Below are 13,871 nucleotides of genomic sequence, written 5' to 3'. Positions count from 1 at the left end.
AATACGCAGGCAAGAGAAGAACATCTCCGACGCATACCATCATAATGAATTTAATATAGTTCCTTTTCATAAAACCTGTATCCTTCTTTCTTTGTTATATTCATGATAAAATGTATTAAAAAGAAAGGGAATCGTTTTTTTGCGAAATTCTAAAATAAAATATGACCATTTATAGAAAGACAAATCAGGAAGAATATAGAAAAGATCGCTTTTGTGTCGCTTACATTCAAGAATTGAGGAAATATTATGAAGTCCCACAGAAAGATCTGGCGAAAATTCTTCATGTTAGCAATTCTTCACTGTCAAGAATGGAGTCTGGACAGGTGAATATGGATGTAGATCTGTTTGATCAGGCGATCGAATATTTTGAGAAGTATGATCCAGATTATAAATTCAATCGAAAAATTGCGCAATTAGAGGAAGCGGAACAATGGATCGATCGCTGCGTACAAGATTTTATCCATCTTTCCTATTTTAAAAAGCTGGATGAAATGAAAATTTATCTCGATCAGGAAAATAATAAGCATTCTTTTGCGTATTTTCATTATAAGATCGTTCATCTCTCTGCTGAAGCTTTCCGGACCGTTGAAAACTAGTTTGTTTTAGTTTTCATACCTCCGTTGCCAGGAACAGCTCCAGGCTAGAAATGGCTTAGAGCTTATTTTTTTTAAAGAAAATTTTTTAGTTAAAAAAGCCTTATTTCCATCTTCTTGGATCCAATCTTCTTTTCAGAGATTTCCAGTCTGTTTCCGCTGATAAGCTTGATCGCCAAAGCTTACGATACGCTCGAGAGCGGATTGAGCAATTCCTTTGGATCATAAAATCATGAATATATATCAAAAACACTTCATCAAAAAAAAAGAAGACCCTCTTTGATCCTAAGAGAGTCTTGTTGAGACTAAAACACTGGATGGAGTATTCATTTTTTATTCGATCGCTTTGAGCGATTCGACCATCTTTACTTTACGAAGCTTGAACTTCATCACGAAGTTGACAAGCCAAGCAAAGAGGATCGTCAACAGGAAGCTGAACAGGAATGATTGCCAAAGGATCGTTCTACCAAACATCACATCATCCATCTCCGCAAGATTCATGATCAAATGATGCAGGAAGATCCCGATTTCTAGACCACACAAGGAACCGATGATCGCTAGGATCAAAGATTCCCGATTCACATAGGCGTTGACTTCTTTTTCCGTAAAACCAAGAACCTTGATCGTCGCAATCTCTCGCATCCGCTCACTAATATTGACATTGCTCAAATTATAAAGAACGACAAACGCCAAGGCGGCTGCGGAAAGCACGAGAACGATGACCACCATCTGGATCGAACCGATCATATCCAAGAAGTTTTTCTCAAGCGAAGAGTAGAACTGCACGCTTTTGAAATCGCCACTCTCCAATAAACGATTGCCCAACAACTCTTGCGCATGATCGGAGGTGTCTTTGAGCTGCAGCAAGTAAGTGATATCCGCTTTTTCCTTCAATTTCCACGAATCAAAGGTGGCTTGGCTGACATAGATTTGGTGTCCTACATAGTTTTCGAAGATCCCCGCCACCTTCGTTTTGATCGATTGACCATCGAGCGTTTCAAATTCGATCGGATCGCTCACTTCGAGATCTTTTTTCTCCGCGAGCTTTTGCGAGATCAGGACTCCTTCTTTAGGGATCGAAAGCTCTTCTTTCGAATCGATCGATTTCAACGTCGTAAAGGAAGAAAATGAATTCTGCTCGGCAAGCGGAATGCTGTGGATCGTCGCGCTCATTTCTTTTCCAGCCACATCCACATTGACATTCAATGTCTTTTCTTCAAAGCTTGCTTTGATATTTGGGTCTTTCTTCAAGAGCTCGGAAACATCTTTTTTGTCGTTTTCCGCAGTGGCGCTCGCGTCAATATGATAAATGTTTCCATATTGTTGATTGACGATATCTGAGATCGAATCGTTGATCCCAAAACCAGCGACTAGCAGAGCCGAACACCCGGCGATCCCGATCACGGTCATAAAGAAGCGCTTTTTATAGCGGAAGATGTTGCGGATCGTCACTTTATGCAAAAAGCTCAATCGATCCCAAATGAACGACACTTTCTCAAGCAAGATCTTTTTGCCGGCTTTCGCTGCTTTTGGCCGCATAAGCTGGCTAGGCACCTCCATCAACTCTTTATAGATCGATAAAAATGTGGCCAACAAGACGACGAGTGTCACCGCGAGGCTAGAGCCAATCATAAGCCAAGGCTGGAACTCGAATTGGATCGTCTCGATCAAATACATCGTATTCCAGGCGTAAAAAATAATATAAGGGAAAACGAACATTCCGATCGCGCAGCCAATGATCGAGCCCAAAAGACTTGCCAATAAAGCATACATCAAATATTTCATCGCGATCTGACCTTTTGAGTAGCCTAACGCTTTCAAGGTTCCGATTTCCGTGCGCTGTTCGTCTACCATTCGTGTCATCGTCGTCATACAAACTAGAGCTGCAACAAGAAAGAAGAAAACAGGAAAGACAGAAGCGATCCCATCCATACGATCGGCGCACGCTTCATAGTCCCGGTAAGAATAAAACGAATCTCGATCTAAAACGACCCATTCGCCCTTGAGATCATCGATCTTCTTTTGTCCATCCGCAATTTTTTGTTCCGCGGTTTTTTTTTCTTGATCCAATTTGGCTTGATTTTCTTCGATCTCTTGCTTGGCCGAGGCTAGTTCTTCTTTGCCGCTTTGCAGTTGGGCGAGTCCACTTTCGTATTGATTTTGAGAGGCGACAAGAGTCGAATAGGCTTGCTCGAGCTGAGGATAGGCAGCTAAGATCGCTTCTTTTTGGGCAAGCAAGGATTGTTTGGTGTTCACGGTTTGCTGGATCTTGGCGATCCCATCTTGGAGTTGAGCGATCCCTGCTTCGCATTGGCTTGATCCCGCTTCTAGGGCGCTTAAACCCTCCTGTGCTTGTTGTTTTTGAGAGGCAAGAGAATCTGGAAATTGGCTGAGAGCGCCTTCGATCTGATCCAAACTTGCTTGAAGAGAAGTGTTTTGCTCATTGTAGTCTTCTTCGCTGATTCCTTGCTGTTCATAGAGGGTTTTCAAAGCGGCTTGTTGTTGTAAAAGAGCGGCTTGTTGATCGAGCAGCGATTGTTTGGTGGCGAGCGCTTGATCAATTTGTAAAATTTTTGCTTCTAGATCTTTTTTTTGCGAAATAAGACTTTCTTGTTGGGCTTTTAGATCGTTGAGCTGGTTTTGGAGTCCGGGAAGCTTGGCTTCCTGTTCTTCGATCTGGGCGATCCCTGCGTTAAGCTGAGGGAGTCCTGTATTGAGCTGGGCTATATTTTGATTGTATTCATTCCAGCCAGAATCGAGCTTGGCTTTGGCGCTAGCGAGTTCATTTTCGCTTTGCGCCAGTTTTTGCATGCCTTCTTCGTATTGTGTTTTGGCTTCGTCGAGTTGCTTTTGTCCATCGGCGATCTTTTGATTCGCCTCTTTTTTGGCGTCATCGAGATTTTTTTGTTCTTTGGCGATCTGCGCGTCGATTTGTTTGCCGGCGATCGCTTCGATTTTTTTGACGACAGGAACGACTTGATCAAAATATTGTTGGGAATACGTGTTGATCTTTTTCGCGCCTTTGACGCTGACATCGATTTCGGTATAATAATCAGGTTTAAAATCTTCTTCTGGAATAAAGACAAAGGAATTGACGCTTCCTGAACCGATCGAGGAGACTCCTTTTTCATACGAAAGATAACGTGTCGAATAACAAGTCCCTACGATCTTGTAGCTGTCGTATTTTAGCGTATCGCTGATCGGTGTCGAATCGCCAGAATACAAATGGATCGTATCTCCGATCTTATAGCCATCGAATAGTTCATTCATCACGTTGGGCGCCTCGATCAAGCATTCGTCTTCTTTGGTCGGCATCCTTCCTTCTACGAGGCGGACTTTGTTCAATTCGCTTTTTTTCGGTAAAGAAAATACTTTGAACACTTGCTCGCTCGCTCCAATACGCGTCAGGGCGTCAAACGAATAGAGTGGCTGGACTTGCTCTACGCCGTCGATCTTCTTGATCGCTTCGATATCGCTTTTTCTTAATCCCAAGGTCGAGAAGACTTGGATATCTTGGGTATCGTATTTATCAAAATATTGGTCGGCGCTGTATTTCATATCGGGCGCGCTCGCCTTGATCCCGGCAAAAAAGGCGACCCCTAAGGCAACAATACAGACGATCGAAAAGAAACGGCCTAGAGAATGCCGGATCTCCACGAACAAGTCTTTCCATAAAATCTTTGGCATCAGTATTCGATCCGATCTACATCCATTGGATGCTCGTTGATTTCTATGCTTTCGATCCGGCCGGAACGGACTCGAATGATCTTATCGCCCATTTGCGTAAGGGCGAGATTGTGCGTGATCACGATGACTGTCTTATGCTCTTTGCGGCATGTTTCTTGCAAAACTTTCAACACTTGTTTTCCTGTCACATAATCGAGGGCGCCTGTTGGCTCGTCGCACAGCAAAAGCTTCGGGTTTTTCGCGAGAGCGCGAGCGATCGCGACTCTTTGCTGCTCTCCTCCTGAAAGTTGGGCAGGGAAGTTATACATTCGATCTTGCAGGCCTACGGAGGCGATCGTCTTTTCGATATCTAAAGGATCTTTCGATATTTGGGTGGCGAGCTCGACATTTTCTTTGACTGTCAAATTTTGAACGAGATTATAAAATTGGAACACGAATCCGACATCATAACGGCGATACAATGTCATTTGCTTATCGTTATATTGGGAGATGATGTTTCCATCGACAACGATTTCTCCGCTGCTGACGGTATCCATTCCACCAAGCAAATTAAGGATCGTGCTTTTTCCTGCGCCGCTCGCGCCGGCGATGATCACGAATTCTCCTTCATTGATCGAGAAGGAGACATCTTCAAGGGCGTGGATCTGTACTTCGCCCATCGTATATGTTTTTGATACATTTTTAAATTCGATCAATTTTTTCATGTAAGACACCTCTGTTTAATTCATATTATAAACCTCTTTATGAAAGTTCTATAGTATGATATGGATGAATGTGGCAAAGGATTCTGTTCTCTTGTTTGTTTATCGTCTAAAAACGTGGTACATTTTTCTTGAATAAGGAGTATTTTATGAGAGCTAAAGTAATAACCGATAGTGGAACAGGATTATCTAAACATAAAGCGAATGAGTTGGGTCTGGATTTTTTGCCGCTCCAAGTCATTGTCGATGATAAAGTTTATTTAGATGGTGTCGATCTCAACATCGATACCCTTTACGATACGTTGGAAGAAGGAAATATGCCTCAAACTTCTTTGCCTCCATTAGGCGAGATCGAAGACCTTTTGGAATCGTATAACGAAGAGGGAATCAGCGATATCGTTTTGATCACGCTTTCGAATGGATTGTCGAGCACGAACACCACCGTACAGGCTGCCGCGAAACGACATGATATCAACGTTCATACGCTTGATCTATTCACGACGCTTGCAGTCGAGAACTATTGCGCTTTGAAAGCGCAAGAGCTTTTAGAGCATGGTAAAGATCCGAAAGAGATCGTGGCGCTTTTGAAAGAAGCGATCGAGAACTCGTCAGGGTATTTGATTCCTAACGATCTAGATCATTTGGCCAAGGGTGGCCGTTTGACTCCGATGGCAGCCAAGCTAGGCGGACTTTTGAAGATCAAGCCGATCTTGGAAGTCTCGAAAAACACGGAAGGAAAAGTGGGTGTTTATGAGAAAGTGCGCACTCAAAACAAAGCGATCAAAAAAGCGGTCGAAAAGATCGCTGAAGATGTGCCGATTGGTGAAGATTACGTGTTTTTTACGGTCAATTCGAGAAACGAAGAAGGCGCAAAGCTTGCCGAAGCTGAATTGAAAGAAAAATTCGGTGCCAATATTGACATCCGCCATCATCCGATGTTTGCGGTGATCGCTTCTCATACGGGGATGGGCGCAGTTGGAATTCAATATATCAAGAAAGTACAAGAATAGAAAAGGGATGATTAGATTATGAAAATCGCATTTGTGACAGATTCAGGTACAGGCCATACTGTCGAGTATTGGAAAGAGAAGGGCATATATTCATTGCCGCTTCAGCTCGAGGTTGATGGCAAAAGCTATGAAGAAGGCGAAGAGATCACATATAAGGATGTGATCAAAGACTTGCATGAAAACAAGCCGATCAAAACTTCATTGCCAAAACTTGGTCAGATCGAAGATTTATTCGAAACGCTCAAGGAAGAAGGATACGACACGATCTTCGCCGTTCCGATCTGCAAAGGGATCTCTTCTACGATGAACGCGATGGAGATGGCCGCCAATACGCACGAGCTCGATTTTATTGGGATCGATTGCTATACGACCGCGGTCGTACAAGGCCATATGATCGAGGTCGCTAAAAGGATGTGGGATCAAGGAAGAAGCTTGGAAACGATCATTAAGGAAATGGAGCGCATCGCGGCAAGCTGCGATACGATCTTGCTCGTCGACGATCTCAACCATCTAAAACAAGGTGGACGTTTGACACCAATGGCGGCAGCCTTAGGCGGACTTTTAAAGATCAAGCCGATCTTGCATCTTGATTTAGAAACAGACGGCCGGATCGATGTGCTTGGCAAAGTCCGGACTATGAGCAAGGCGCAAGATTATGTGATCGAGAGACTTAAGAAAAATGGCGTGAACAAAGACTATACGATCATCGTGGCGCATGTCGATGCGAGGGAGGCCGCTCAAAAATTTGGCGAACGAATCCAAAAAGCGATCGAAGGCGCTAAGATCGAGTATATCGATTTAGTCAGCGCGGTCAGCTCTCATACTGGACTAGGCACATTGGCGGTCCAAGCCTTCAAGCCGTATGTAGCGATATAAAAAAGAAAAAAACCAGATTACATTTCAAAGCAGAGATTCATCCCAATAGAGTGAACTCTCTGCTTTTTGTTTTTATTTCATTCATTTAAAAAAGATGACTCGAATCGATTTCTTGTTAGATCCAATGATCAAGCACACGCTTTTTGAAATGTTCGATATCAGAACGTTTTAAAGCTTGAATGCTCAGATCAAGACGATCATGGACTTGAAGCCACTGCAGGATTTCAAGATGCGTTTGTTTGGTTTCTGCTTTACCTTCTGCTCGACCTTGGCTTATTCCTTGATCCAAGATCTTCTTCGTCTTCTCTTCCGAAAAATAGTTGAAAACATGCTCCATATCGTTCTGACCTCCTTCTTCCAGTTCCTCCCATTTCTCTTTAGGAACGTTCATTGACGACAAGGCGGACAACAAATGAGCTACCATCGCAAAATGATCCAGCTTCCCTTTGAATGTGAATTCTTTCAATGCCTCCGGCACTTCGATCAGCTCATAGATCAATCTCGCTTCTTCTATTCAATACGACAAAAAACAAAAAAATGAGCCCAAAAAGTTAATTATATTCATAACGAATTCGAGGTAAAATCGATAAAATTCTTTTTGTGCGTGACAGTTGTATTGATGAAAGCGGTTACATAAAATAAAGACAAAGGAATGGTAGTACCAATTGTAGGTGAATACATATGAAGAAAGTTCGTTTTTTTTATGACACCACGACTCAAGACATCCTGGTGTCTGATGACACGCCAGTTTTAATCTCCAAAGTCGATCAGCTCAAAAGCAAGCGCGATGGAAGACAACTCGTTAAAGAAGCCATGGAACATCCGATCGGCTCACCCCGTCTTAAAGAACTTGCACGAGGAAAAAAAAGACTGTGTGATCATTATTAGCGATCATACACGCCCAGTGCCAAGTCAAGATATTTTGCCGGAAATGATCAATGAACTTTTAGAAGGCAATCCCAAGATCGACATCCGTCTGCTCGTAGCGACAGGCTTTCACCGCCCAACCTCCACAGAAGAATTGCAAGCAAAACTAGGAAAAACATTATACGCCCAGTTCAAAGATAAGATCATCGTTCATGACGCCCATGATCCTTCTCGAAACGAACAAGTCGGCACTCTTCCTTCAGGCCCTGCGTGTATAATCGATAAAGAGGCGATCCATACCGACTTATTGATCGCGGAAGGCTTTATCGAACCCCATTTTTTTGCGGGATATTCAGGAGGACGCAAAAGCGTGCTTCCGGGAATCGCCGATGCAGTTACAGTAATGGGCAATCATTGCTCAAAATTTATAGACGATCCTAACGCCCGCACCGGCATCCTTAAAAATAATCCGATTCATAAAGACATGCTCGAAGCAGCTCGACTCGCAAAACTTGCTTATATCGTAAATGTCGTGATCGACGAAGAAAAAAAGACAGTCGCGGCATTCGCAGGAGACTTTGAAAAAGCCCACGAAGCAGGATGCGCCTTTCTAGACCCTTACGTATGTGTAGAGCCGAAAAAAGCCGATATAGTGATCACGACCAATGGAGGTTATCCGCTTGATCAAAATGCATACCAGTCGCCAAAAGGAATGAGCGCGGCGGAAGCAACCGTGAAGGAAGATGGCGTGATCATCATGCTTGCATCGTGCAAAGATGGAACAGGTGGCGATTTCTTTTATCATATCATCGCCGATGAGCCAGATATCGAAACGGCGTATCAAAAATTCTTAGCAACAGAGCAAACACAAACAAGACCCGATCAACGGTGCTCGCAGATCTTAGCTAGAATCGCACGCAAACATCCCATCTTATTCGTAGCCGACCCAAGCCAGAAAGAAATGATCGAAGGCTTGAAGATGATCTATATGCCGACTTTAGAAGCAGCGCTTGAAAAAGCCTATGCCATGAAAGGCAAAGACGCCACTTTGACATGTATCCCAAATGGTGTCTCGATCGTCGTCAAAGAAAACCAAAATACCGCAGATCAATAGCTGTAATAGAATCTAACCAGAGAAGTCAGTTAAAAAGTGCCGCAATTTCCTAAGTCGGGAGATCGCGGCACTTTCTTTTTATTCGTATGATGACAAATTCGAAGATAATCTTTGGATCCTAAATGTCACATAAAAAGAAGCTCCTCTATTGTTCATAAGAGAGACTTCTTGTTGGAAAAAAAGTAACAGAATGACACTGTCAAAGCGAACAGCTCATTCTATTCTTGATCTTGTTTTGATTGAGTTTCCTTGAATTTTTCAATGAGTTCTTTTTGCTCATCGCTCAACTCTTTTGGAATCCGAACTTTGATCCGCGCGAATTCATCGCCCGTGCCATTTTTCGTTTGAATACCTTTGCCACGGAGCCTGAACTTTTGATCGGGCTGCGTTCCTGCCGGGATCTTCAAAGTCACATTTCCATCCAACGTAGGGACAGTGGCTTGTCCACCTAAGATCGCTTCGACAAAATCGATCGTCACATCGACATAAATATCGTTTCCTTCGCGCTTGAACGTCGCATCTGGACGAATGTTGACCTTCAAGAACAGATCGCCATTCGGACCACCATTATAGCCTGGACCGCCTTTTCCAGCCAAACGGATCTTTTGACCTTCCTTGATGCCTTGCGGGATCTGCACTTCATAAGTGACAGGATGCTGGCCAGAACCATCGCTGATAATGAAAGAAACCGTTTCAGGACCGCCTTTGACAGCCTTCATAAAGTCAATGCTGATCTCGGCGTTATAATCTTCGCCTTTGCTTGGCTGCGGCTGGTAATAGTCATGGAACGAAGCGCCTCTTCCTTGACCCGCTCCACCAAACATATTGTTGAGGAAATCATCATCGAAACCAAATGGCCAGCCATTGCCCGGACCAAATGGACCTTGACCTCCTTGATTGGACCATGAATACTTGTAAGAATTCAAAATATCTTCGTTAAAATCGGCTTCGATCGCTTTTTCGCCGTACTCGTCATAAAGACGACGCTTTTTTTCATCCGTCAAGATCTCATACGCTTTGTTGATCTCTTTCATCTTTTCCGACGTATCCACGCCAGGGTTCAAATCCGGATGATATTTTTTCGCTAATTTTTTATAAGCGGTTTTGATCTCTTTGACATCCGCGCTTTGCGGAACACCTAAAATTTCATATAAACCTTGCGCCATTGTAGATTCTCCTTTCAAAACGGGAACAGACACTCATTCTCAAAATGATTTTATCACGTTCTTTCGAAAGGCATGCGCTTCGCGCTTGAAAAAAATGAAATCATTCTTCGATCTTGCTCGCCTTAGAAAATAAGAAATAGCCGATCAAGAACATGAAGATCAAGGCGGCGACCCCTAAATTTTGCTGACCAGTGAACTGGGTCACGATCCCGACTACGAGAAGCCCAAGAAAACTTGCGCCCTTCCCACAAATATCGAATAATCCAAAATACTCTCCGCTTACGTTCTCAGGAATGATCTTCGCAAAATACGAACGAGAAAGAGCTTGGATCCCGCCTTGAAAACATCCGACCGCACCAGCCAAAACCCAGAACTCCCAAAGAGCATCGAGCTGGACAGCAAAAACAGTGATCAAAAAATACGCGAAAATACAGATCCGGATCAGTTTAGCCGTATCGTATTGTTTAGAAAGCTTGGCAAACGTCAAGCTGGCCGGGAAAGCGACGATCTGCGTGAACAATAAAGCCAACAATAAACCCGTCGTATCTAGACCTAGACTTGTGCCATACGCGGTCGCAAGATCGATGATCGTGTAGACACCATCAATATAAAAGAAGAATGAAAGCAAGAACAAAAAGATCTTTTTTTGTTTTTTGATCGAAGTCAGCGTCTTTTTCAAACGCGCGAACGTATCATGGATCACATGCTTCTCAGGCTCAATATAATGCTTCTGCCGATACGATCGAAATAAAGGAAGGGTAAAGAGCACCCACCAAAGCGCGTTCAAGATAAACGTGATCATCATAGCCGTATGCATCGAAATGCCGATCGCTTCGTTCATCAACACAAAAACAAGAGAAATGATAAAAGGAATGCAGCTACCAATATATCCCCACGCATATCCTTGCGTCGAGATAGCGTCCATGTTTTCTTCTTTCGTGACATCGACAAGCATCGAATCATAGAAGACAAGAGACAAAGAGTAGCAGATCTTAGCGACTATATATAAAACAAGAAAAGACAACCAATACGAAGGAATCCAAAAACAAGCCAGCGAAAGGGCGCCCAAAAAAGCGCTCGTCGCGAAAATACGCTTCTTTTTCCCTTTATAATCCGCGATCGTTCCTAAAATAGGACCTAGAAGAGCTACAATGATCGTCGAAATACTTGTCGCATACGACCAATAGCTCAAATAATCGTTTTCAGCAAGGCCAGCCGCGCTAGACAAGGAATTGAAATAAATTGGCAAGATCGTTGAAACGAGTAAAATAAAGGCGGAATTGCCAATGTCATAACAAATCCATTTATATTCCAATGGAGTTAATTTTTGTTTCATAACATACCTCTTTTCGAGTCCATCATACCATAATCCTTCAAAAACAAAAATGAATCTGGTCATTTGTGCACGTTTTTGTCGAATTAAGAAAAATCATGATACGATAGAAACGAAGCGAGGAACTCATATGATCAACTGGATGCACGCCTATTTTTATTTCATTTTTTATAGTATCGCAGGATGGCTTTGCGAAGATGTCTATGTCGGGATCGGACAAAAGAAGTTTGTCAACCGCGGCTTTTTATATGGCCCCTATTGCCCGATTTATGGCTTTGGCGCTCTGATCGTCCTATATCCGCTATTAGCTCTAGGCAATCATCCGATCCTCGTTTTTCTTGGCGGGATGATCCTGACCAGCGCCCTTGAATATTTTACAAGCTGGCTTATGGAAACGCTCTTTCATGAAAAATGGTGGGACTATTCCCATTATAAATACAATCTAAATGGACGAATTTGTTTGCTGAATTCAACTCTATTTGGCTTGATGGCCCTTGTCGTCGTCTTTATCATCCAACCGTATGTCGAAAAGCTGGCCGATTCGATCCCAGACGATCAAATGCGCCTATTTTTGATCGTTTTTACGGTCGCCTTCTCGATCGATCTGATCACGACGCTCGTTCATTTGATGAAGCGAAGAAACACGCTCCAAAGACTCCATACACAAATGGAAAAGATCTTCGCCCAATTTGAAGCCGACACCGCACTCAAGATTTCCAAAACTCAATACCGCATCGAAGAACTCCAAAACCAGATGGATTCCTGGCTGCATGATCGTCCTGAAATCGACATGTGGAACACGCAGATCGAGGAGACGATGCGCAAGATCGACCTTCTAAAAACAAAGCGGCTCTCTAAAGCGTTCCCACAACATACACCGATCGGCGCTTTCAACATTTCCAAAAGACTTGCTGAAAGGATCCGGGAACAGAAAGAAGAGCGATGAAGATCAAAAAAGTCGCGTTCAACCCAAACCGGATGCGATACCGCAAATATCGGCTTCTTTTCTGGATGATGCTTCTGTTTGCCGCTTTATCGATCTATGCATCGTTTGATTATCAAGTGTGGTATGGCGTTGGCTGGGCGATCCTCTTCCTTGTATTGGCTCTTTTTTGCCAAAGAAAGACAAAGATCTTGAAGAGCGGGCTGGAAGGAGAGGAGAAGACTGCTACACTTTTACGAAAGCTGCCCAAAGAGTATACGGTTTATAGCACGATCCCCCTTGAAGTCGAAGGAGCCCGCTCCGAAATCGACTTACTCGTGATCAGCGTGTACGGCTTGTATGTAGTCGAAGTCAAAAACCATCATGGCGCGATCTATGGAAAGAAAAACCAGACGACATGGAGGCAAGAGCGCGGAAAGTCGATCAAATATTTCAAAAACCCGCTCAAGCAGCTTTCCCAAGAAATCAACCTTTTATCAAAGACCCTCAATTCATTCCATATCCATGTACCAATTCAAGGCTGTGTCTTCTTTTCCAATGTGAAACGCTTAAGAGTCGATACAAACGATGTATTGATGAATGACGATCTGCTGCTTGAAAAGATCCAACAAGAGCGAGTGCCTATTATCAAAAAAAGTGAAATTCGTAAAATCAAACGTGTTTTGCGTTGATTTTTAAAAAGCAGTGTGGTATGGTGTCTAAGCAAGTTTGCGCTTGCTCTCTGTTTCGTAAGAAACCAAATAGTCCAAAGGGAGGTGTACGCATGAAAAAGTATGAAGTCATGATGATCGTCAACGCATCTTTAGACGAGGCACAAGTGGATGCCCTTGAAAAAAGATTGTTCGCGTCGGTTACGGACAACAACGGTACGATCGACAAGATCGACGACTGGGGAGTTCGTGATTTCGCCTATGAGATCGACCACATGAAAAAAGGACACTATATCGTTGTGAACTTGACAGCGAACAACGAAGGAATCGAAGAATTCCAACGTCTTTGCCGAATCAACAACTCGGTCATTCGTATCATGGTCGTGAAAACGGAAAGCGAAAAGTAATTAGAGGAAAAAAATATGATCAATCGAGTAGTATTGGTAGGACGGTTGACAAAGGATCCGGAGTTGCGCAGGACGCAAAGCGGAACGAGCGTTGTTTCCTATACGATCGCGGTCAATCGAAGAAGTGCGCAACCTGGACAACCAGATGCGGATTTCATCAATTGTGTCGCGTGGAACAAAACAGCCGAATTGATGGCTCAATATTTGCATAAAGGCTCTTTGATCGGCGTGGAAGGTAGGATCCAGACACGTAATTATGAGAACCAGCAAGGGCAAAGAGTGTATGTCACAGAAGTCGTGACGGATTCGGTACAGTTCTTGGAACCAAAAAACGCGCAGTCGCAATCATCGTATGGCAACAACAATTATCAACAGCCATACGCTGGTTCGTACAACAACAATCAGCCATCCTATTCGAACAATTCAAATTCTTATTCGGCGCCGCTCGATCAAGGATTTAGTTCAACTTTCGATGAAAACGATACGCTGGATATCGCCAGCGATGATTTACCATTCTAGAAAGG

12 protein-coding genes and 1 pseudogene are annotated in these 13,871 nt (G+C 43.4%); 8 read left to right on the top strand and 5 right to left on the bottom strand.

Translation table 11 applies throughout. The features are described from left to right. The first annotated feature begins 161 nt into the window (after positions 1-161). On the top strand, positions 162-596 hold the full coding sequence (locus tag BO225_RS12835; protein ID WP_076341308.1) for a helix-turn-helix domain-containing protein: 435 nt from the start codon (positions 162-164) through the stop codon (positions 594-596). A 330-nt stretch (positions 597-926) separates the two neighbouring features. Here BO225_RS12835 and BO225_RS05770 read toward each other — a convergent pair whose 3' ends face one another. Next, a complete protein-coding gene (locus BO225_RS05770) occupies positions 927-4,280 on the bottom strand; it encodes an ABC transporter permease (RefSeq protein ID WP_076341307.1) in 3,354 nt (1,117 codons plus the stop codon). After that, positions 4,280-4,984 (bottom strand): ABC transporter ATP-binding protein, encoded by a 705-nt coding sequence (locus BO225_RS05765; RefSeq protein ID WP_076341306.1) that lies wholly within the window; start codon positions 4,982-4,984, stop codon positions 4,280-4,282. The genes BO225_RS05770 and BO225_RS05765 overlap by 1 nt, the downstream gene beginning before the upstream one ends. Positions 4,985-5,130: 146 nt before the next feature. Here BO225_RS05765 and BO225_RS05760 point away from each other — a divergent pair, with 146 nt between their 5' ends. Both BO225_RS05760 and BO225_RS05755 read left to right on the top strand, forming a co-directional pair. Continuing rightward, positions 5,131-5,991: a DegV family protein gene (locus BO225_RS05760; RefSeq protein ID WP_076341305.1), complete on the top strand. Its 861-nt coding sequence runs from the start codon at positions 5,131-5,133 to the stop codon at positions 5,989-5,991. 18 nt (positions 5,992-6,009) lie between these two features. After that, positions 6,010-6,867, top strand: a complete 858-nt coding sequence (locus BO225_RS05755; protein WP_076341304.1) for a DegV family protein — start codon at positions 6,010-6,012, stop codon at positions 6,865-6,867. A gap of 115 nt (positions 6,868-6,982) precedes the next feature. Here BO225_RS05755 and BO225_RS05750 read toward each other — a convergent pair whose 3' ends face one another. After that, positions 6,983-7,366, bottom strand: coding sequence for a hypothetical protein (locus BO225_RS05750; RefSeq protein WP_076341303.1), 384 nt, complete (start codon positions 7,364-7,366; stop codon positions 6,983-6,985). Between the two features lie 182 nt (positions 7,367-7,548). Between BO225_RS05750 and larA the strand changes: the two are divergent. Beyond that, positions 7,549-8,848: pseudogene (gene larA / locus BO225_RS05745) on the top strand (nickel-dependent lactate racemase). Positions 8,849-9,066: 218 nt separating this feature from the next. Here the strand turns inward: larA and BO225_RS05740 are convergent. After that, the gene (locus tag BO225_RS05740) at positions 9,067-10,014 is read right to left on the bottom strand and encodes a DnaJ C-terminal domain-containing protein (RefSeq protein ID WP_076341302.1); all 948 of its coding nucleotides are present in this window, start codon (positions 10,012-10,014) and stop codon (positions 9,067-9,069) included. A 100-nt stretch (positions 10,015-10,114) separates the two neighbouring features. Continuing rightward, on the bottom strand, positions 10,115-11,350 hold the full coding sequence (locus BO225_RS05735; RefSeq protein ID WP_076341301.1) for an MFS transporter: 1,236 nt from the start codon (positions 11,348-11,350) through the stop codon (positions 10,115-10,117). 127 nt (positions 11,351-11,477) lie between these two features. Here BO225_RS05735 and BO225_RS05730 point away from each other — a divergent pair, with 127 nt between their 5' ends. The 4 genes from BO225_RS05730 to ssb all read left to right on the top strand — a co-directional run bounded on the left by BO225_RS05730 (position 11,478) and on the right by ssb (position 13,866). Beyond that, entirely contained in the window at positions 11,478-12,293 is an 816-nt protein-coding gene (locus BO225_RS05730; protein WP_158023794.1) for a putative ABC transporter permease, read from the top strand. Further along, positions 12,290-12,961: a nuclease-related domain-containing protein gene (locus BO225_RS05725; protein WP_076341300.1), complete on the top strand. Its 672-nt coding sequence runs from the start codon at positions 12,290-12,292 to the stop codon at positions 12,959-12,961. Before BO225_RS05730 ends, BO225_RS05725 begins: the two co-directional genes overlap by 4 nt. A 92-nt stretch (positions 12,962-13,053) precedes the next feature. Further along, on the top strand, positions 13,054-13,347 hold the full coding sequence (gene rpsF / locus BO225_RS05720; protein WP_076341299.1) for a 30S ribosomal protein S6: 294 nt from the start codon (positions 13,054-13,056) through the stop codon (positions 13,345-13,347). A 15-nt stretch (positions 13,348-13,362) separates the two neighbouring features. Continuing rightward, positions 13,363-13,866, top strand: coding sequence for a single-stranded DNA-binding protein (ssb, locus tag BO225_RS05715; RefSeq protein ID WP_076341298.1), 504 nt, complete (start codon positions 13,363-13,365; stop codon positions 13,864-13,866). Positions 13,867-13,871 lie beyond the last annotated feature (5 nt).

The sequence above is a fragment of the Dubosiella newyorkensis genome (assembly GCF_001945605.1).
Taxonomy (GTDB): domain Bacteria; phylum Bacillota_I; class Bacilli_A; order Erysipelotrichales; family Erysipelotrichaceae; genus Dubosiella; species Dubosiella newyorkensis.
This window is presented reverse-complemented; position numbering and strand designations above follow the sequence as displayed.